Genomic DNA, 20,562 nt, shown 5'->3' with positions numbered 1-20,562 from the left:
AAAAAAGGAACTCGTATCGAATTCCTTAACGTGTATAAGCGCGAATCCAAGTCACCATATAGACGAATGTCGCGATGATGAGCGTTGAGGCGAGTGCGTAGATTGGATAAGTAGGGAGTGCATCTTCAAATAGTGGATAGAACATGAACGATCCCATAAGAATGGGGACCGAAATACTAAACGAGACATAGGCAGCTTTTGTCGCTTTCGCAGTGATGATTTGTTCACGTTCATCGACTTCACTGAATTCGGTCATGCGGACAGACCATTGAGCAAAGTTCAGCTGTTTGTTTGGTCGTGTGTTAAACGAATAGATTGTCCAAACGATAAAAAAGCCAATGAGCAACAAGAGTGGAAGCAGATTGAATTCGACGATGAATGAATCTGATTCAATGATGGTTGAAATATCAGACAAAAATGAACTGAACAGAAAAGCCATCAGGACATACAGGATGATGCTTGAAATAGACTGAACGACGACGTGTTTCATTGTGATTCCTCCTCGATTGTGAATATAGATTCGACCGGTTCCTTGAACACTCTTGCGATGTGCATCGCCAGCATGAGAGACGGCGTGTAACTGCCTTTCTCGAGCGAGATAATCGTCTGTCTCGTCACGCCGACCTTTTCAGCAAGATCGCCTTGAGTTAACTGGTGCCGGGCACGCAGTTCTTTCACGCGGTTGACCAATGGCATGGCGCCACCTCTTTTCTGATTTATACTAAAAGTGTAAAACAAACTTAACATAATGTAAAGAAGACTTTACTTACTTAGAGGTGCTACAATAGCGATATAGTCGAAAGGGGAGATGGTGGGTGAAGGTGATTAGTGGACAACATCATGTGTCAGCGATGACCGGAGATGCCAAAAAGAACTTACGATTTTATACGGAAGTACTAGGGATGCGACTCGTCAAAAAGACGGTTAACCAGGATGATCCATCGATGTATCACTTATTCTATGCGGACGAAACGGGGACGCCTGGAACAGATTTGACGTTCTTTGAGCTCCCGTTTCTCGGGCAGACGTATCGGGGGTCAAACAGTATTTCTCGAACCGCGCTACGGGTACCAGAAGGGGCTCTTACATATTGGCAGGAGCGTTTCGACACGTTCGATGTGACATACGGGGACGTCGAATCGGTTCAAGGGAGACCGACGCTCGCGTTTGAAGATCATGAGGGTCAACGTCTCTGTCTTGTGGAAGGAGGGAACGGAACACCTTGGGAAAAGGGCCCTGTACCAACAGATGTCGGCATCTTTGGTCTCGGATTTAGTGAGTGGACGGTACGGCGGATTGAAAAGACGGCACGGGTGCTGACAGAAGTGCTTGGCTATCGATACGTGACGACATTTGATCGGGATGGTCACGACGTGCGCGTCTTTGAGACGGGAGCGGGTGGCGTGGCGACAGAGATTCATCTCGTCGATCGACCGGATTTGGCATCGGAACGACCAGGGCGGGGGAGTGTGCATCACGTGGCGATTCGAGTGGAAGAAACAGGCGATATGGCGAAATGGATTGAGAAGCTTGACGCACATGGCATCAGTCACTCTGGTCTTATTGACCGCTATTATTTCCAGTCGATTTATTTCCGCGAACCGAGTGGAATCTTAGTGGAACTGGCGACAGATGAACCCGGATTCGCGACGGATGAATCAATCGAAGCACTTGGAGAGCGACTGTCCTTACCACCGTTTCTAGAGTCGAGACGAGCGGAAATCGAATCGAGACTAGAGAAGTTGTAATCGAATGGAAATTCATAACTGTAATGAGGTGAATGAATTGGATACGCAAGCAGTCAATCTTGTGATTGCCAGATTGCTAGGTAAAATTATCGAGCAATATCCTCCTCATCAATGGACAAAAACAGAAGAGGCGTTTCCGCATCCTTATCAGTTCAATAAAGTGAGTTATGACTATTCTGGTGAGGTTGAACCGATGACGCTGGAAACATTTCAAGACTTAGTTAACAAGCTCGGAAATGACCATTGGTACTCATCCAAATTCGAAGAGTTGCTACACAACATTTATATCAATCGATGGGTGCCAACATTCACATCAAATTTCGGTAAGCATTGGCAATGCTACCACGACTTATTGTTTGATGCGTATAACGATTGGAAATATACACATTTTGAATTGTATGACGAAGATGGAAACGAACTCGATGAAGAGTTAGAAAATAACCTGAATGAATGTTTTGAAGATTTCATTCATCAAACGTCCCCAGAACTATATGTGAAAAAAATGATGAAATTTTGGTGGCGATGAGTCCTGAAAGCAGAGACAAATAAAAAACCGACGGACTTTTTCAGTCCATCGGTTTTTGTATGCCCAATAGCAGGGCGAGTTCGTTCGTTCGATTAGCGACGAGATCCGCAATCGTGTAACGGTCGAGCACATGAAAGAACGCCAGCATTGCCTCGTTCAACACACTTCTTAAGTCACAGGCCGGTGCGATCACGCATCGGCCCTCCCCGAAGCACTCCACGAGTTCGAGCGGTTCCATCGACCGAACCACCTCGCCCACGTTGATTTCTTCCATCGGGCGAGCGAGACGGAATCCACCGCCGCGGCCACGCACCGACTCCAAATAGCCATGCTTGCCGAGCTCGTAAACGACCTTCATGACATGGTTTTTGGAGATGTTATATTGGTCCGCCACTTCTTGAATCGTGACGAGTCGATGTGAAAATGTGGCGCTATACATCAATGTTCGCAGTGCGTAGTCACACGTTTGCGTGAGTCTCATCCATCATCACCTCTCGTTTCATTGTACAAGACAATTCCTAAAAGTGCGATTCGGACAAATGTGAAAGGGTGATGGCGAAAATAAGTCAAAAGCGTGAAATCTACTTTAAACAAGTATTTAATATATTGCTTTAAAGTGACTTGACTCACATAATGAACGTGTACGAAACAAAAGGGGGAAATTCACATGTTAGATCAACAAACGATTGAGATTGTAAAGGCGACGGCACCAGTTTTGAAAGAACATGGTGTGACGATTACGAAGCATTTTTATCAACGAATGTTTGAACAAAATCCAGAAGTGCGTCACTTCTTCAACCATACGAACCAAAAACGAGGACGCCAGCCGGAAGCGCTCGCGAACGCGGTCTATGCGGCAGCGCTTCATATCGATCGACTCGAAGCGATTCTTCCTGCCATCCAACCAGCACTTCATAAACATAAAAGTTTGAACATCCGCCCGGAACACTATCCGATCGTCGGTGAAAACTTGCTTGCGGCGATTCAAGACGTGCTCGGTGAAGCTGCAACACCTGATATCATCGATGCATGGGCAAAAGCGTATGGTGTGATTGCCGATGTCTTTATCTCACTTGAGAAACAGATGTATGATGACGCGCCATGGGTCGGATTCAAACCGTTCGTCATCGAAGAAATCATAGAAGACACAACGGAAGTGAAGCGATTCCGTCTCGTCGCAAAAGATGGAGTTATTGGCACAGCCATCCCAGGACAATACATCTCGGTTCAAGCGCGAATCGCTGGTGAAGACATCTTGCACCACCGCCAATATAGCGTCATCGACACGACAGAAAACGGATATTGGATTGCGCCGAAAGCGGAGGGACTCGTCTCAAACTGGCTTCATGAACAGATGGTCGGAACAGAAGTCCCGATGAGCGCACCGGCAGGAGAATTCATCCTTGAAGCATCAGACCGTCCGCTCACACTCATCGCAGGAGGTATCGGAATTACGCCCCTCTTCAATATGGCGAAGACGGCACTTCGTCAAGGACGTTCTGTCACGTTATTGCACGCAGTTCGGAGTATGGACCTTCGTCCACTCGGAGACGAACTCGATGAACTTGTGAAAGAAGGGCTTCATCTCATGACACATGTGGATGACGTATCGGGTTGTATGAGTACGACGCAGCTCGAGGCACTTGATGTCGAAGGGCATGATGTCTACACGTGTGGGCCGAATGCGATGATGGAGACGGTCGTCCGTGTCATTCCTCAGGCGCGATATGAATTTTTCGGGCCGTCTGGAGTTCTTGCGACCAACTAAAAAAGACGACTGGAAAAGTCGTCTTGATTCATAATATGGCGAGAAGGATTATTCCGTGAGTTCACTTAAATGTATGACTTGTTTGTTGTCATCCAACGTTTCAAGTGACCACGAACCATCTAACGGTTTTGTTGTTTCAATGACATATGTCATGGTGTAGCTTTCGTTTTCGGGATCGTTGACGAGAAAATCTTTTGAGACATCGTCACCGTTTAACCGTAAATAGACGACATCTTCCGGGCGTTCTTTTAGATGGACACCGATGTACTCCTTGTTTTCAACTTGAAGGGTGACGAAATCAAAAGACTGATTCGGTTCTATTTCTTTAGTGACAGACCCTAAGTTTCCTGTCGTGACATCAATCTCGGCTAGACCGATGACGGAGCGATCTTCGTTTGTGTAAAAAGAGAGAATGGACTGTTCTCTGTTATGAACTTCAAAACTATACCAGTCGTTTATCGTCATATAACGATTCATTTCTTTTTCGGCATTTTCGTATGAGTTGCCGGCCTGAATGTTAGTGTATGTGTAAAGTCCGACACCGACTGTGATGGTAACGACGATGAGACCGGAGACAATCGTGAGTAAGGTGATTCCCTTGGACATGATTTTTCCTCCTGTCTTTTATAAACATAAACACCCCATGCCTCGCGAATGCGTGCATGGGGTGTTTGAATTAGTACGTCAAGCTCGCGGCGACGATGATGCCGACGACGAGTGATGCGGCGAACAAACTGAAACCGATGGCCATGTTGCCGTTCTCGACTTCTTTTTCTAAGTTCACGCCTGGTGTAAGGACGTATTCAAACGTCCAAAACGCCAATACTTGGGCAGCGATGCCGACGAGTCCCCAGATGAACGCATCGAGCAAGTTGACGCTGTTCGCCCAAACCGTGTAGATGACGATGGCGAGTCCGAGCGCTTTCCCCCAAAGCTTTAAAGCGACGGCCATGTTGCCTTCTTTGATTAACTTACGTTCCGAATATTTGGTCGTCAATGCGAAGATGATGAGTCCGGCGAGAATGAGACCGAATCCTGTCCCGAGGTGGGCGAGGAAGCTTAAAATTGAATCGAGTGTGATGAATGTCATGAGTTTGTCTCCTTTTGTGTAGGTGTGCCAACGGCTAAGTAGTACGAATGATTGTTCGTGATCATGCTACCGGCGCGAACGCCGAGTGCGGATGGGTATCCGTTCAAACAGAAACATCCGATCATGTAATGTGTCTCGACAAGGCCTTTGACGGTCGTCGTCATCCGAGTCGGAAGTTCGATGAACTGTTGGTACACGGCCGTCTCTTCCGCATACGTTTGTAGTAATTCTCGGTGAAACGGTTTGCCTTCTTTCGTGTACAAGATGACGGAGTCCCCTTCACGTCCGAATGCCGGTTTTTTGACGTAGTTCGATTCGCCGAGAAACGGTGCGTCTTCTAAGTAAGTTGGTAAAAAATATGTGTCGATGATGTCGCGCTCAGCTTCATCGAACAGTGTCTCGGTCTCATATAACTCCCAAATCAGGGCCTGTACGCCTTTCGATTGCATGAGGAAAGCTGAGAGCGGATTGAGAAGCGATACGTGTTTTTGTTGATTGAGTTCGAGCAACCGAATGCCAATCAAGTCTCCGTCCGGTGCTTGATCGTCTACGAGATGTTCAATCGGATATGTTTGACGGTACAAGATATCGATTCGTTCACCCGATGGTGTATAGATACCGTTTTCGTCGACGAGCAAAGCATGAAGTGACACAAATTCAGACGGTAAATCGAGCGTTTCTTGCAGGAAGCGAGCCGTCCATTTGTCTTCGATGTTGTCATCATGAGCCGTGAAGACGATTTTTGGTGTGCCTTCTCGTCCGAGTCGTTTCCATGCGGCAACGATGGCCTTCCGCAACTCGGTTTTTAACTGAGCGGTGGCTTCCTTGTTCGGATCGAGGAGATCGAATTCGGAAGCGACCACGCCGTTCACGTCAAACAGTTCTTTAATGAACGTCGGTGTATCTGAGTTGAACTCCATCAATTTGAGTTGGCCGTCCTTCATGATCCAGTCGTAACGGCCGATGATCGTTTCCTGGGAAATCGCCTTCTCCCGTAAAAAAGGCAGACTCGCCTCGGGGTAACCGAGCAGTCGGAGCGTCTCGTCAGGTAGCGAGCGCAACAGTTGATTCGTCTTCCGAAAAATCGAATCAACCGCCCCGGTCGCCTCCCGGACGGACTCTACCTGCGAGGCGGTCATTTCGAAACAGTCGTATAGGGCATATTCTTCATCGTTTAAATCGGGCCAAAAATAAGGGATTTGACTGTAAAGTTCGTCACGCGTCATCCGCCGAATCCACCTTTAGAGCCGCTCCCGAGTCCAGATTTTGACGATCCTGAATTTGAGCCGTTCGACACGGCGCCGGTCGCACCACCATTTGATTTATATGATTTATAGGTCGAAGAGTTTTTCAGTGCACTTTTTGAACGGAACAAGCTACCGAGTAAAAAGTAACTCCCGTAATAGGGGGAACGATCGTCGTCACAATAATATGATTCTGTCACATCATCCCAGTCCCAATCGTCACATTCGTAGCCGGTCGGCTCTTCCGGGAGCGCGGCTTCGTTATAGTTATCATCTCCACATGCGGCGAGAGAGGTCGTTAATACCGCAGCAGAAAGTCCGCTTAAAATTTTCTTACTTGTCTTCATGTTGATTCCTCCAATGTATAACCGGTCGGTGTGACATATATGACATACACACCACGATCTTCATCTGTTTCTGCTGAATCGCGTTCGTACTCTTTATTGGCGACGTACAAGTATTGACTCCCGAGCATGGCGAGTGCATCGAGGTGACGATCGACGTAATAGGCTTCGAGCAACGGGTTGTCAAAGCGGTCGTCGAGTGTACGGATTTCGACTTTAATCTCGCTCGTTTCTTGTTTGTCCATCGGTCCTTCAGTGTAGCGATCGACGTAAATCAAAAAGTATTGATCGCCTTCTAGGGCGGATGAGCGTTGTTTGTATGTCATGCCGTCTTTGACGAAAAACTCACATTCGCGACGGGCGAGCACTTCGTCTAATCCGAGAGACGTGTAATGGTATAGTGGTTCGAACGATAATTCATTTTTATAGAGACGATACTCTAATACGATTGAATTCATAATTCAGTCCTTCCTTTTTCTTTTTATACGGGGTGAATGTCAAAATGGTTTCGTGAATCTTTTCTTGGATACGTTTAGTATATAAGAGAGAAGGAGGGGGAAACAGTGCATATCTTATTTCGTGTATGGAAAGGATTAGCGAAATTATCATTTTTGAACGTGATTCTGGCCTCGGTTGGTATCATCGTCGTCGGGACTGTGCTCGGTTATTTATTTGAACCGGAGACGTTCGGGTCATTGTTCGACTCGTTCTGGTGGACGATGACGACATTGACGACCGTTGGATATGGAGATTTTTATCCGTCTTCCGTGGCGGGGCGATGGCTCGGGATTTTCTTGTTCCTATTCGGGATTGGGATTATCGGGGCATTGATTGGAAAACTAGTTGAAGTCGGAGCGACGTTTCAACGATTAAAACGGGAGGGAAGACTAGTGTATCGTGGAGAAGGACATTATGTATATATCGGATGGTCCCCGAAGACGAAAAAAGCAATCGATGAAGTGCTCAACTATGAACCGAAAGCGGAGATTGTCTTAATCGATCAATTGATTGAGGAGCCGTATGTGCACGATCAAGTACATTTCGTATCAGGAGACGCCTCGGATGAAGCGGTGTTGATGCAGGCAAACGTCTTGAAAGCTCGACGAATCGCCATTTTTGCGGATGCACGAATCACGGAGACATTACTCGCTGATGGGAAGTCGTTATTGATTGCATCAGCGGTAGAAGCGTTATCACACGATTACAAAGTCGATTTGCACACGGTCGTGGAGGTGTGCGAGGAACGGAATATCTCGAAATTTAAACACGTCCGTGTCGACGACTTTATTTTAGCGAACGACTCGGTCTCGCTCTTGATGGCGAAAGCGACATTACAACCAGGGACAACGACCATTTTCCGTCAATTATTAAGTAAGCAATCGGGTGGGAACATTCAAGCGTTGAGACCGAAAGCCGAGTGGCAAAACATACGCGAGGCGAACAAGGCGCTACTTGAATCCGGAGTGACGCTCATCGCGGTCAATGACCGATTGGATGTGGCGACGATGCTCGACTTACCGCTCCAAGATACAGACATGCTCTACGTCGTCTGTCACGACGAAGTATTTGAACGATTATCGTAAGGAGTGAAATCATGCATAACGGAACGTTTATCCGAAAGATGACACGCATGCAAAACGTGCAACGATGGGACGAATATGCCCCCCATTATCATGATAACGCAGCGAGTCATAGCTTTCGTGTCGCGGTCTTCAGCTTGATCGCGGCTTACGTGGAGAAAGAGAACGGGCGTGAAGTCGACTTGCTCGATTTACTTGGGAAAGCCATCTTCCATGACATGAATGAAGTGCAGACGGGTCCGATCATGCACCGGACGAAAAAAGAACCGACGTTGATCGGTCACATCGAGCGGATGGAGCGGACAGCGAGCCTCGGTCTTGTCGAGTTGCTCTCGCAGTCGCTACGTCCTCACTTTCATCGCTTCGTTGTCGAGGCGGAGGATGACTCATTTGAAGGACGAATCGTCGACGGAATCGATTCATTCGATGCGATGCTGTTCGTGCGACGGGAAGTCGCGCACGGTTCTCCACATTTCGATGACAAATTAGAAGAGATGAAAGCTGCACTCCGTCATCATCCGATTGATTCGGTTCGCTGGCTGTTCGACCAGGTCGAGGCAGAGACGGATGTGTTACGGTTCATCGAGAACGTCATGCGGATGGATAGTGTGCGTCGTTGGAAAGGTCGCTTCAACACGATTGACGACAACGATGCGATTCACGGTTTCCGCGCGGCTGCGCTCGGTATGTTCAGTGGGCTCTTAGAGCGTGAGAAGTACGACGTCGATGTCGATGTCGCCGAACTCGTGGCCCGTCTTCTCTGTCACGACTTAGTGGAAGGGGTGACAGGCGACGTGCTCGGTCCAGTCAAACATTCGACGCAAGAGACAGGGGCTGCGTTTGAGGCGTACGAACGGGCGGAAAGTGAACGTCTGCTTGGACTGTTGCCTGAGTATATGCAACCGGCATTCCGGAGATATATGGCCGACTCGAAAGATGATACGTATGAAGGAATGCTTGTCGATATGATGGACAAACTCGATGCACTCATCAAGATGAACATGGAGCGGAAGATGAACGGGGCCGAGTATGAGGTCACGTATCGCGAGCAGCTCCGTAAAGTGCAGATGCGATATGAGAATCCAAGCATGATCTTCTTCCTGGCGTATATCTTGCATGATTTGGATTACGTCACAAGCTAAATCAATCCACACAGAAGTCGCATACCTAAATGGGTGCGACTTTTTTATATCATTTATTGACATATATCATTTAACGATATATATTGAATGTAAGAGATGTATCATTTAATGATATAGGAGGTGGGGAGATGCCGCGAACGGACTCCTTGGAGTTAGGGGAACTGACGGATAGTATGTTTTACATCTTATTGGCGCTCACGACGCCGCGTCATGGCTATTTGGTCATGCAATTTGTCGAAGAGACTACGCGAGGGCGAATGCACATTGGTCCGGCTTCGATGTATACAATCATCAAAAAGTTGTTGAATGCCGAATTGATTGAACCGATGGACGGAGACGGAAAGAAAAAGAACTATCAGATTACGCGTAAAGGGCGTTCGATTCTGACGGATGATGTGAAAAGACGACAGGCGATGGTCGAAGATGCCTGTGCCATTTTAGATATGGAGGGATCACGATGAGACAGAAGTATGTGTCGAGCTGGGGACTAGCGTTTGCCGAAGAGCGTGAGATGCGAAAATTGGAGCGAATGGCGGCGAAGGGTTGGCATTTGAAGAAATTTGCCCCTTTAGGATATACGCTTGTCGAAGGGGAACCGGAAGACGTTCAATATAGTTTGGATTATCGAACTCGTCCAGATGAAGACTACTTTGACCTGTTTGCGTCGAGCGGGTGGCAACATGTCACATCGACCGGGGATGAGATTCATATTTTCAAAGGGGATCGAGATGCTAAGCCGATTTACTCGGATATCGAAACAACAGAGGAGAAATATCATGACATGGAACGTCAGATGGGACGGGCTGCGCTCATCCTAGGTATATTATGGATTGCCCTCTTTTCGTTGTTTCAGTTTGATTGGCCGACCGTAGTCGAAATGATATTGATTGGCGTTCAACTACTCGTGACGACCGGTCTCGTGTTCACGGGACTTCCGTATATCGGCTACCGATTCAAACGAATAAAAGTGAATCGTCAAGGATGAATAGGCGGATGGCACAAGCCATCCGTCTTTGTTTCGTTCAACTGAACTATTCGAATGAAAAATAGTTAGGGAGAGAGAACTGTTTTTGGACATCGGTCTATGCAACAAAATCAAAATCCTTCACAATGATTAATGCAAGCGCTTTCATTAATCATTTGAGGAGGAATGAATGATGTTGAAGAAACGACAAGGGGTTGCCGTGCTGGCTGGGGTGACATCGATTGCCCTTCTTTTGGGGCAACCGGTCGCACAAGCGGCAACTCCGCAGAACGGTACGATGATGCAATACTTTGAATGGTATGTCCCGAACGACGGACTGCATTGGAACCGTCTCTCGAACGATTCGCAGCACTTGAAAGACATTGGGGTCTCGACCGTTTGGATCCCGCCAGCGTATAAAGGGACGTCACAAAATGATGTCGGATACGGGGCGTACGATTTGTATGACCTTGGGGAATTCAATCAAAAAGGGACGACTCGGACGAAGTATGGAACGAAAGCGCAGCTACAGTCGGCGATCTCGAACTTACGCGGAAAAGGAATCGGCGTGTACGGAGATGTCGTCATGAACCATAAAGGAGGGGCCGATTATACAGAATCAGTTCAAGCCGTTGAGGTGAACCCTTCCAATCGGAATCAGGAGACGTCGGGAGCATATTCGATTTCCGCCTGGACCGGATTCAATTTCGCGGGACGGAACAATACATACTCGCCGTTCAAGTGGCGTTGGTATCATTTTGACGGGACCGACTGGGATCAGTCACGAAGCTTGAGCCGGATTTATAAATTTAAGAGTACCGGTAAAGCATGGGACAGTGAAGTATCCGGTGAGAACGGGAACTATGACTACTTGATGTACGCCGATGTCGATTTTGAACATCCAGAAGTACGACAGGAAATGAAAAACTGGGGGAAATGGTACGCCGATTCGCTCGGTCTCGATGGATTCCGTCTCGATGCGGTCAAACATATCAACCATTCGTATTTAAAGGAATGGGTGACAAGTGTCCGTCAGGCAACCGGAAAAGAGATGTTCACGGTTGCGGAGTATTGGAAGAATGACCTGGGAGCCATCAATGATTACTTGGCGAAGACGGGATATACCCACTCGGTATTCGATGTACCGCTCCACTACAACTTCCAAGCAGCGGGGAACGGTGGCGGTTACTATGATATGCGCAACATTCTAAAAGGCACGGTCGTCGAGCAGCATCCTACACTCGCCGTCACGATTGTCGACAACCATGACTCACAACCAGGGCAATCACTCGAGTCGACGGTTGCCAATTGGTTCAAACCGCTCGCCTATGCGACCATCATGACGCGTGATCAAGGATATCCGACGCTCTTCTATGGTGATTATTATGGAACGAAAGGGACGACGAACCGTGAGATCCCGAATATGTCAGCGTCGCTTCAACCGATTTTGAAAGCGCGTAAAGACTTCGCCTATGGCACGCAACATGATTACATCAATCATCAAGACGTCATCGGGTGGACGCGCGAAGGTGTGACGGACCGTGCGAAGTCGGGACTTGCGACGATTTTGTCGGACGGACCGGGCGGATCGAAATGGATGTATGTCGGAAAGCAGAACGCGGGAGAAGTATGGAAAGACATGACCGGCAATAACGGGCGTCTCGTGACGATCAATGCGGACGGTTGGGGCGAGTTCTTCGTCAATGGTGGGTCCGTCTCGATTTATACGCAACAATAAATTAGTTAGACTTGTCTCTAAAGATAGGGACAAGTCTTTTTTTCTGAATTTTCACCACATAAGTTTTATACATGATATAATGACCTGGTGTTAATTCTTGATAGGGAATGCTTCCAATCCATGAATTCACATTGAACAACGTCGGTTGTTGGTTTTATCTATATTTTTGCGTTGTGACGCTGTTGAGTTCAAGGAGGTCGTGATGAGTAAAGAAAAGATTGCCCAATTAAGAAAGCACGTCTCGCCGTTTGAAAAGTCCGATATTCGGATCAGTGTGCGGCAGATGATCAATACGATTTTACCGTTTCTCGTTTCATGGTTTTTGGCGTATCAACTACTGAGTGTCTCCATTTTCCTGACATTACCGTTCACGTTGATAGCAGCAGGATTTGTCGTGCGGATGTTTATCATCTTCCATGACTGTACACACGGTTCGTTCTTTAAGAATAAGAAGGCAAACGCCATCGTCGGAACGATTACCGGTGTTTTGACGTTGTTTCCTTACGAGAAGTGGAAACGCGAGCATGCGATTCATCATGCGTCGAGTGGGAATTTGGATAAACGGGGCGTCGGCGACATCTGGGTCATGACGATTGAGGAGTACATCGAAGCCTCGAAATGGATGCGATTGAAGTATCGCCTATATCGTCATCCGCTCGTCATGTTCGGTCTTGGACCACTTTGGCTCATTCTCGTGACGAGTCGTTTCAATCGAAAAGACGCCCGTAAAAAAGAACGGCAAAACACGTATATCATTAATCTCTCACTCGTCGTGTTATACAGTGCGTTGATTTATGTCATCGGATGGCAAGCGTTCCTTATCGTACAAGGGACGACAATGTTCATCGCCGGCGTGCTCGGAATTTGGTTATTCTATGTTCAGCACACGTTCGAAGATTCCTACTTTGAAGATGAACAGGAATGGGATTACGTAAAGGCGGCAATTGAAGGAAGCTCGTATTACGAATTGCCGAAAGTGCTTCAATGGGTGACGGGGAACATCGGCTTCCATCACGTTCACCATTTGAGTCCACGAGTGCCGAACTATCATTTAGAGAAGGCACATACATCGACACCACCATTACAGCGAGCAACGACAATCGGGCTATTTTCAAGCCTGAAGTCGTTACGTTACAAGTTATATGATGAAAACAATAAAACATTCGTCACGTTCCGGGATGTGCGCCATCTCTTGCGCCGAACGAACGTGGCATGAAAAAAGATTGTCCCCGTAAAAAAGGGACAATCTTTTTAGCGTTTCCAGACCCATTCGTCACTCTCATACTTCTTCACGAGCAAATCGATCTCAGCTCGCTGTTCTGTCGTAAAGACGAGCGGTTCGAACGTCAAGGAGAACGCGTCTTTGAAGCCGGTCTCAAATGCGGCTGCTACTTCGTCAAAGGAGACGAAGCGCTGTAACGTGTCATTCAAGGCGACAGCTTTTTCGCTGAAGCGGTTTTTGGCTTCAAGTTTTTCGTGCTCCTCCATCGTGAAGCAGTCGAACAACACCTCATCGTCGACAGAAAGCGGGATCGATCCATGTTGAAGCACGGCCCCTTGATGACGTACCTGTGCGCTACCCGCAATCTTCTTCCCGTCGACGGCAAGCTCGTAATACGAGGCAGCATCGAAGCAAACGGCTGATTTTGGTTTGCGGAGCGCCTCACGATCCTCTTCCGTCAACGGCACCGAAAACTCGGCCGGTACACCGAGCTCATGATAACCGCGACGGACACCTTCCGTGAGTAATCGATAGCTCTCGATGATATTTGTCGGAAGAGCCGGTGTCGACTCGGGCAAGATGACACTATATGTTAGTTCATCCGCGTGTAACACGGCCCGTCCCCCGGTTAGTCGCCGAACGACCGGGATATTGTTCTTCGTAAGCGCCTCGCGGTCCAAGTCACGTGTCGCCCGCTGGAAACGTCCGACGCTGATCGCATGAGGTGCCCATGAATAAAAACGGAGCGTCGGTTTGAGTTCTCCCTTCGCGACCCAATTGGCGATGGCTTCGTCAATCGCCATGTTCTCAGCCGGTGAAGTGGATTCGGTTCTAAGTAAGTGCCACGTCGTACCAGTCATAATCTCTCTTCTTTCTGTTAATCGATTGGCAACATCGTGTGGCGACGTGCCTTGTGTACTTGTTCGTCCGCATGGTAAGAAGAACGGACGAGCGGACCTGCCTCACAATGTGAGAATCCTTTTGCTAGTGCGATTTCTTTCAACTTGGCGAACTCATCCGGGTGATAGTAACGTTCGACCTCGAGATGTTTCTTCGTCGGCTGTAAATATTGACCGAGCGTCAAAATATCAACGTTGTGCGCGCGAAGGTCGTCCATCGCTTCAATCAACTCTTCTTTCGTTTCTCCGAGTCCGACCATGATTGATGATTTCGTCGGGATCTCCGGATTCAGTTCTTTCGAACGCTTCAAGAACTCGAGGGTCCGGTCATACGTTGCTTTCGCACGGACTCTCGGTGTGAGGCGACGAACGGTCTCTAAGTTATGGTTCATGATGTCAGGACCCGCATCAATCAACGTCTGCAAGGCAGAGAAGTCACCCATCATGTCTGACGGGAGCACCTCAACCGATGTTTCTGGGTTCATGGCGCGGACGGCACGAACCGTTTCCGCGAAGACGGTAGCCCCGTAATCATTCAAATCGTCACGTGCGACGGCCGTGATGACGACATGCTTCAAGTTCATGAGGCGTACCGATTCGGCGACACGCTTCGGTTCTTCCCAATCAAGCTCGTTCGGTTTACCTGTCGTGACGGCGCAAAAGCGGCAGGCGCGTGTACAAATACTTCCTAAAATCATGAAAGTCGCGGTCCGACGTACCGCCCAACATTCATGGATGTTCGGACATTTCGCCTCCTCACATACCGTATGTAGATTTTTCTCACGCATCATGTTTTTTAAGCCGGTATATGTTTCATTCGTGTTCAATTTAATCTTTAACCATTCCGGCTTGCGTTTCAGTTCCCCTCTTGCCACAAAAAACTCCCCCTTTTTTTAAGTTAACCTGTAACGAATTGAGTTTACCAAAAAAAGAATCAAAAACGAACCAGAGAAATTATTGGTTTTACCAATACAGTTTTCTGTGTATCAAAACAGAAACATTGTTTCAAAATGGTTACGCTTTCACTAGGGCGATTGTTTCTGAAAAGTGGAGTTGCTATACTGTTGTTGACCACCTGAATAAGAACCAAATGTAACTGATGCGATCAGGCATGGGGTGAACGAGCGTTGATGAGGCAACGCTTCTTCCTCCATGCCTTTTCGTTTGGGGGTCAGCCAAATTTGACTAAGGGGAGTGGGAACATGAACAAGGCATTAAATTGGACGGCAACACTCGGATTGACGACGGCGTTGCTCGTCTCCTCGGTTCCGGCAGCGGACGCGGTCGTGGCGGAAGGGACACCGACCATGTCGATTGATCAGCGTGTCAGCACGAAATTGGAATCGATGACACTCGTTCAAAAAATCGGACAGATGATCATGCCGGACTTCCGACTATGGAACGGGGCGAACCATACGGCACTTGCACCGGAAGTTGCGCGAGTCATCGATCGATTTGACCTTGGGGGCGTCATTTTATTCGCGGAAAACGTGAAAGAGACGGAACAGACGACGAAACTCGTTCATGACCTGCAAGAAGTCGTGAAACAAGATGCCAGCAATGATATTCCGTTATTCGTCACAATCGACCAAGAAGGTGGGATTGTGACACGCCTTGGGACGGGAACGAATTTACCGGGGAATATGGCGCTTGGAGCGACTCGAAACAGTCAATATGCCTATGATGCAGGGGAAATCATCGGTTCTGAATTACACGCACTCGGGGTAAACGTGAACTTCGGACCAGTGTTAGACGTCAACAATAACCCAGGGAATCCAGTCATCGGGGTCCGTTCCTTCTCGAGCGATCCTGACCTGGTCGGCGAACTTGGATCAGCGATGACGAAAGGCATTCAAGACCAAGGTGTAGCGGCAACGGCGAAGCACTTCCCAGGTCATGGAGATACAGCCGTCGACTCCCATTACGGATTACCGATTGTCGACAAAACGCTCGACGAGTTGCGCGGACTGGAACTGCTACCGTTCAAACGTGCCATCACGGAAGGCATCGATATGATTATGACAGCACATATCGGGATGCCGCAGATTGAAGACGAGGTCGTCGAGTCAGATCGTGGCACGTTCCCGCTTCCGGCGACGCTCTCGGACGATGTCATTACGGGAGTGCTCCGTGAGGAACTCGAATATGAAGGAATCGTTGTGACCGATGCGCTCAACATGCAGGCTATCGCAGACAACTTCACGGAAGCGGAAGCGGTCATCAAGACGTTTGAAGCGGGGGTCGATATTGCGCTCATGCCGACGATTTTACGTTCGGAGGCGGACGTGATCAAACTTGAGGCGATCTTTGAGGAAGTCATCGCGGCAGTGAACGATGGACGTTTGTCGGAGGCGACCATCGATGAATCGGTTGAACGGATTTTAAAACTGAAGGCAGAACGGGGCATCTGGGGAGAAACGATGAACTCGACTACGCTCGAGGCGAAGCTTGCGGAAGCAAATACTATCGTAGGAAGCGCAGAACATAAAGTGAAAGAGCGTGAAATCGCGGAGGCGGCTGTCACTCTCGTGAAGAATGATGACAAGACGCTCCCGTTTAAACCGAAAAAAGGAGACACGGTGCTCGTCTTGTCGCCAGCGAAAGACCAGACAGACAGCATGGTGAAAACGATTAAGTCACTAGAAAAGAATGCGGGGAATATGAAAGGCGTGAACGTCATCACGGCCAACTACTCAGCATCGACGCCACATCTAGATCGAAATCCGTTACTACGGCAACAAGTCGAGGCGGCTGACTATATCATCGTCGGTTCAAACGTGAACAATAGCGCCAAATTAAAGTCGACGTCAGCCGATCATTATGTACCGGCCGAAGTGTTCCGTTACGCCAACGAGACAGGGAAGAAGTCGGTCTTACTCAGTTTGCGTAATCCATATGATATTGCCGTTCAGCTAGAAGCACCGGCGCAGCTATTGATCTATGGATTCAAAGGCGATCCGAACGGACCAGACTCGGAAGCGGGTAACTTGAAGTCGGCAGGACCGAACTTACCGGCAGGCATTCGTGCCATCTTCGGTGAAGTGAAGCCGCAAGGGAAGTTGCCGGTAGATGTACCAAAATTTGTGGACGGTGTATTCCAAGACGAGAACTATGCGCAGTTTGGGGATGGATTTAAAAACTGGAATCGCTAAACGAAAATGAGCTCGCCCGAAAATCGGGAGAGCTCATTTTTTCATGCTTCGAAATAGGCGATGACGAGTAGACCTGGACCGGTGTGGGCACCGATGGCAGACCCGACCAGTGTCTTCGTGATGTGTTTCGGTTGGAGATGTTCGCGGACCATCTTCTCAAATTGTTCAGCTTTCGCAACGTCGTCACCGTGACCGATGAAAAGGTCCCCGTTCTCGACGAGCGGCTTCGATTCAACGGTCCATTCGACCATGCGACGCATGACTTTCTTATGACCGCGTACTTTTTCAATCGGGACGAGTTTTCCGTCCTCGACCGTCAATAACGGTAAAATCGTCAACAAGTCACCGATGAAGGCACTCGCTTTCGAGACACGTCCGCCTCGCATCAAATATTCAAGTGATTCGACTGTGAACAGGTGGCGTACTTTTCCGACGAGTGAAGTGGCATACGCAACTGTTTCTTCGTACGTGTGCTCTTGACTGTACTCCGCGACTGTCTTAACGAATAACGCCTGTCCGACTGAAGCGGTTCGAGTATCGAGAATCTTGAATGTGCTGTCTGGATACTCCTCTTTCAGCATCTCACCGACCATGACGGCGGTTTGATAGGTACCAGAAAGTTCGCCGGAGAAGGCGAGATATAAGAACGGCAGTCCCGCCTCGAGATGCTGACGGAAGCAATGTTCAATACGTGACGCCTCGATTTGGAACGTCTTCGGCGTCTTGCCTTGACGCATCGCATCGTACACGTCTTTCGGTTGAATCGTTTCCCCGTCTAAAAACTCTTCGTTGTCGATGATGACACCGAGCGGTAAAATCTCAAGACCGTATTCGATGATTTGATCGTGTGTCAAATCGGCTCCGGTGTCTGTGATCAGTTTAAACATTGGATGAATCACTCCTCTGTTAAGTGTTGTTCAATCTCGCGTAGCGGTTCATTCCGTTTCCACATCCGTTCGAGCTGGCTCACGAGTGTCGTTTGTTCTTCAGCTGTCAGTGACGCGTTTTGGAGCGTGCTGACAGTGGAAAGGACGCGGTAGGCCCGTGTAAGAACATCTTGAACCGTGAGGGGAATACCGAGCAAGTCTTCTAGCGAAGCCATCGTTTCCGGTACAATGGTAGGGTACGTGAACTTGGTGGCTTCCTCTTGGATCGCCAAATCATAAAAGTCTCGAATGATTTCGGCACGTTCGCTCCCGCTCTGTCTGACGCTCAAGTAAATTTGAACGGCGACACCGCCACGGACGCGTCGTTGCGAAATACCGGCGAATTTTTTCCCGTCAATCGACAAGTCGAAACTTCCCGGACAGTACGAGCCGACGACCTCACCTGGGACGATGTCGCTCGTGACATCTTGGAACATCTGTTGGATAAGGGAGGTCATGGCCTCATAGCCGCTGTCGATTTGAATCCCGTCATTCTCGGGTAAGATTAAAGATAAGTTCAGGACATCATCGTCTAACACGACGGCAAGTCCGCCCGAGTTACGGACGACCGGTCGAAAGCCACGCTCGTGCAAATACCGAACCCCATCTTTTAAATGGGGCAACCTTGCGTCTTGGATTCCGAGTACAATCGTATTCGTGTGCACCCATACGCGCAAGACAGCGCCTGATTGTTGGGTTGAAGCACATAACGTATCGTCAGTTGCGAAAGATTGTTCCGCTTGAAACATCGTGCCAAGGCTCGATTGGTCGATCACACGATAACTCGGTTGTTTTAATAATGGATGGATCATATACTTAATTCCTTTTCACAAATAATTTTCCTTCTCATTATAGCACGGAGGGAACGATTCGTTTGAAGTCGAATCTAGAACATAACGAAACGTAGGAGGGCATGTCATGTACTCGTCACGAGGACAACTATCTGGATCAAAAGTGTTTAAAGACCCGGTACACCGTTATATTTACGTCTACGATCATCTTATTTGGGAGCTGATCAACACGAAAGAGTTTCAGCGTTTGCGTCGCATCAAGCAACTCGGGACGTCCTTTTTGACGTTCCACGGCGCAGAGCACACACGATTTCATCACTCGCTCGGTGTATACGAAATCGCACGCCAGTTAATCGATCAGTTCCAACAATATCCGGAATGGGATGACCGCGACCGTGAGTTGTTGTTAGCAGCGGCACTCTTACATGACGTCGGGCACGGGCCATTCTCGCACGCGTTCGAACACGTCTTCTCTGTTCGCCATGAAGTGTGGACCGAACGAATCATTTTAGGGGATACCGAAGTTAACAAAGTGTTATCCGAGATGGGTGTCGGGTTTGCGGAAGAAGTGGCCTCGATCATCAACAAGACGCACCCGAATCGTCTAATTGTCAACATACTCAGTTCGCAACTCGATGTCGACCGGATGGACTACTTGCTAAGAGATGCGCACTTTGCAGGTGTCAGCTACGGGAAATTTGATTTAGAGCGCATGTTGCGCGTCTTGCGTCCAGATGAAGATCAAGTCGTCGTCAAGCAGTCGGGGATGCACACGATTGAAGATTACATCATGCGTCGCTATCAGATGTATTGGCAAGTGTACCTTCATCCGGCGACACGTTCGAGCGACCTTCTCTTGAAAGCGATTCTTGAGCGAGCACAGGAACTGTATGAGAGTGGCTATGCCTTCAACCTGACCCCGAAGCACTTCTTGCCAATTTTTGAACAAAAAGTGATGTCGCTCGAACAATATTTGAAGTTGGATGAAACGGTCGTCTACTTCTATTTCCAAGAGTGGATGGATGAGGAAGACTCGATTTTGGCCGATCTGTCCAGTCGGTTCGTGAATCGTCGTTTATTGAAATATAAAAACTTCCCGGAAGCGAACCGTGACCGTCATATGGAACGTCTCCGTCAGACGATGGAAACAATCGGGTTACCGTCGAAATATTATTTGCTTGAAGATCAGTTAAGTCAATTGCCATATGACTTGTATAAAGGCCAAGGAAAGTATGAAGGGATTTATCTTCAGATGAATGATGGGGAGAGGAAAGAGATTTCGGAAGTGTCGATGCTCGTCCAGTCGATTTTGAACTCGAGACAGTCGGATGAAAAGATTTATTATCCGGAAGATGTGTTGTTGAACTTGAAGGATTATGCCAACGAGAAATCGTGGATTTTGTCGACATTAAAAGACGAATAAGCACG

Annotated in this window: 23 protein-coding genes; 11 read left to right on the top strand and 12 right to left on the bottom strand. The window is 48.3% G+C overall.

All coding sequences use genetic code 11. From position 1 onward, the window contains the following. Positions 1–25: 25 nt before the first annotated feature. Positions 26–490, bottom strand: a complete 465-nt coding sequence (locus tag KNO95_RS09070) for a hypothetical protein (protein ID WP_026825001.1) — start codon at positions 488–490, stop codon at positions 26–28. Next, positions 487–696: a helix-turn-helix transcriptional regulator gene (locus KNO95_RS09065; RefSeq protein WP_214878789.1), complete on the bottom strand. Its 210-nt coding sequence runs from the start codon at positions 694–696 to the stop codon at positions 487–489. Before KNO95_RS09065 ends, KNO95_RS09070 begins: the two co-directional genes overlap by 4 nt. Positions 697–815: 119 nt before the next feature. Between KNO95_RS09065 and KNO95_RS09060 the strand changes: the two genes are divergently transcribed. Beyond that, on the top strand, positions 816–1,748 hold the full coding sequence (locus tag KNO95_RS09060; protein WP_214878787.1) for a ring-cleaving dioxygenase: 933 nt from the start codon (positions 816–818) through the stop codon (positions 1,746–1,748). Between the two features lie 37 nt (positions 1,749–1,785). Continuing rightward, the gene (locus tag KNO95_RS09055) at positions 1,786–2,274 is read left to right on the top strand and encodes a hypothetical protein (RefSeq protein WP_214700288.1); all 489 of its coding nucleotides are present in this window, start codon (positions 1,786–1,788) and stop codon (positions 2,272–2,274) included. Between the two features lie 40 nt (positions 2,275–2,314). Here KNO95_RS09055 and KNO95_RS09050 read toward each other — a convergent pair whose 3' ends face one another. Next, positions 2,315–2,755 (bottom strand): RrF2 family transcriptional regulator, encoded by a 441-nt coding sequence (locus tag KNO95_RS09050; RefSeq protein WP_214703119.1) that lies wholly within the window; start codon positions 2,753–2,755, stop codon positions 2,315–2,317. 186 nt (positions 2,756–2,941) lie between these two features. Between KNO95_RS09050 and KNO95_RS09045 the strand changes: the two genes are divergently transcribed. After that, positions 2,942–4,042 carry a globin domain-containing protein gene (locus tag KNO95_RS09045; protein WP_214700284.1) on the top strand — a complete coding sequence of 367 codons (1,101 nt, stop codon included), beginning with the start codon at positions 2,942–2,944 and terminating at the stop codon, positions 4,040–4,042. 48 nt (positions 4,043–4,090) lie between these two features. Here the strand turns inward: KNO95_RS09045 and KNO95_RS09040 are convergent, their stop codons facing one another. The 5 genes from KNO95_RS09040 to KNO95_RS09020 form a co-directional block, all read right to left on the bottom strand. Beyond that, the gene (locus KNO95_RS09040) at positions 4,091–4,648 is read right to left on the bottom strand and encodes a hypothetical protein (RefSeq protein WP_214878784.1); all 558 of its coding nucleotides are present in this window, start codon (positions 4,646–4,648) and stop codon (positions 4,091–4,093) included. Between the two features lie 70 nt (positions 4,649–4,718). After that, positions 4,719–5,132, bottom strand: coding sequence for a DUF350 domain-containing protein (locus KNO95_RS09035; protein ID WP_034770831.1), 414 nt, complete (start codon positions 5,130–5,132; stop codon positions 4,719–4,721). Beyond that, a complete protein-coding gene (locus KNO95_RS09030) occupies positions 5,129–6,358 on the bottom strand; it encodes a glutathionylspermidine synthase family protein (RefSeq protein WP_214878782.1) in 1,230 nt (409 codons plus the stop codon). The genes KNO95_RS09035 and KNO95_RS09030 overlap by 4 nt, the downstream gene beginning before the upstream one ends. Next, positions 6,355–6,723, bottom strand: coding sequence for a hypothetical protein (locus KNO95_RS09025; RefSeq protein WP_214878780.1), 369 nt, complete (start codon positions 6,721–6,723; stop codon positions 6,355–6,357). Before KNO95_RS09025 ends, KNO95_RS09030 begins: the two co-directional genes overlap by 4 nt. Beyond that, the gene (locus tag KNO95_RS09020) at positions 6,720–7,178 is read right to left on the bottom strand and encodes a hypothetical protein (protein WP_026825010.1); all 459 of its coding nucleotides are present in this window, start codon (positions 7,176–7,178) and stop codon (positions 6,720–6,722) included. Before KNO95_RS09020 ends, KNO95_RS09025 begins: the two co-directional genes overlap by 4 nt. Before the next feature lie 105 nt (positions 7,179–7,283). Here KNO95_RS09020 and KNO95_RS09015 point away from each other — a divergent pair, with 105 nt between their 5' ends. From KNO95_RS09015 to desA, 6 genes are all read left to right on the top strand, one after another. After that, on the top strand, positions 7,284–8,303 hold the full coding sequence (locus tag KNO95_RS09015; protein ID WP_214878778.1) for an ion channel: 1,020 nt from the start codon (positions 7,284–7,286) through the stop codon (positions 8,301–8,303). Between the two features lie 11 nt (positions 8,304–8,314). Beyond that, positions 8,315–9,442 carry a YfbR-like 5'-deoxynucleotidase gene (locus tag KNO95_RS09010; RefSeq protein ID WP_078147724.1) on the top strand — a complete coding sequence of 376 codons (1,128 nt, stop codon included), beginning with the start codon at positions 8,315–8,317 and terminating at the stop codon, positions 9,440–9,442. A gap of 128 nt (positions 9,443–9,570) precedes the next feature. After that, positions 9,571–9,903, top strand: a complete 333-nt coding sequence (locus KNO95_RS09005) for a PadR family transcriptional regulator (protein ID WP_214878776.1) — start codon at positions 9,571–9,573, stop codon at positions 9,901–9,903. Next, on the top strand, positions 9,900–10,427 hold the full coding sequence (locus KNO95_RS09000) for a DUF2812 domain-containing protein (RefSeq protein ID WP_214878774.1): 528 nt from the start codon (positions 9,900–9,902) through the stop codon (positions 10,425–10,427). Before KNO95_RS09005 ends, KNO95_RS09000 begins: the two co-directional genes overlap by 4 nt. Before the next feature lie 172 nt (positions 10,428–10,599). After that, entirely contained in the window at positions 10,600–12,144 is a 1,545-nt protein-coding gene (gene amyS, locus KNO95_RS08995; RefSeq protein ID WP_214878772.1) for an alpha-amylase, read from the top strand. A gap of 202 nt (positions 12,145–12,346) precedes the next feature. Next, positions 12,347–13,360: a Delta(5) desaturase DesA gene (desA, locus tag KNO95_RS08990; protein WP_026825016.1), complete on the top strand. Its 1,014-nt coding sequence runs from the start codon at positions 12,347–12,349 to the stop codon at positions 13,358–13,360. Positions 13,361–13,395: 35 nt separating this feature from the next. Here the strand turns inward: desA and KNO95_RS08985 are convergent, their stop codons facing one another. Beyond that, positions 13,396–14,226 (bottom strand): lipoate--protein ligase family protein, encoded by an 831-nt coding sequence (locus KNO95_RS08985; RefSeq protein WP_026825017.1) that lies wholly within the window; start codon positions 14,224–14,226, stop codon positions 13,396–13,398. Between the two features lie 17 nt (positions 14,227–14,243). Beyond that, a complete protein-coding gene (lipA, locus tag KNO95_RS08980) occupies positions 14,244–15,140 on the bottom strand; it encodes a lipoyl synthase (RefSeq protein ID WP_214878770.1) in 897 nt (298 codons plus the stop codon). Positions 15,141–15,467: 327 nt separating this feature from the next. Here lipA and KNO95_RS08975 point away from each other — a divergent pair, with 327 nt between their 5' ends. Continuing rightward, on the top strand, positions 15,468–17,417 hold the full coding sequence (locus tag KNO95_RS08975; protein ID WP_214878768.1) for a glycoside hydrolase family 3 protein: 1,950 nt from the start codon (positions 15,468–15,470) through the stop codon (positions 17,415–17,417). A 41-nt stretch (positions 17,418–17,458) separates the two neighbouring features. Here the strand turns inward: KNO95_RS08975 and KNO95_RS08970 are convergent, their stop codons facing one another. After that, positions 17,459–18,304, bottom strand: a complete 846-nt coding sequence (locus KNO95_RS08970) for a DegV family protein (RefSeq protein ID WP_214878766.1) — start codon at positions 18,302–18,304, stop codon at positions 17,459–17,461. An 8-nt stretch (positions 18,305–18,312) separates the two neighbouring features. Then, a complete protein-coding gene (locus tag KNO95_RS08965) occupies positions 18,313–19,155 on the bottom strand; it encodes a lipoate--protein ligase family protein (protein ID WP_214878764.1) in 843 nt (280 codons plus the stop codon). A 106-nt stretch (positions 19,156–19,261) separates the two neighbouring features. On the opposite strand from KNO95_RS08965, the gene KNO95_RS08960 reads away from it, so the two are divergent. Continuing rightward, positions 19,262–20,557 (top strand): HD domain-containing protein, encoded by a 1,296-nt coding sequence (locus KNO95_RS08960; protein ID WP_214878762.1) that lies wholly within the window; start codon positions 19,262–19,264, stop codon positions 20,555–20,557. Positions 20,558–20,562: the final 5 nt, after the last annotated feature.

It is taken from the genome of Exiguobacterium sp. ERU653 (assembly GCF_018617775.1).
Lineage (GTDB): Bacteria > Bacillota > Bacilli > Exiguobacteriales > Exiguobacteriaceae > Exiguobacterium > Exiguobacterium marinum.
The sequence above is the reverse complement of the archived record's forward strand: the minus strand, read 5'-3'. Positions and strand labels throughout refer to the sequence as shown.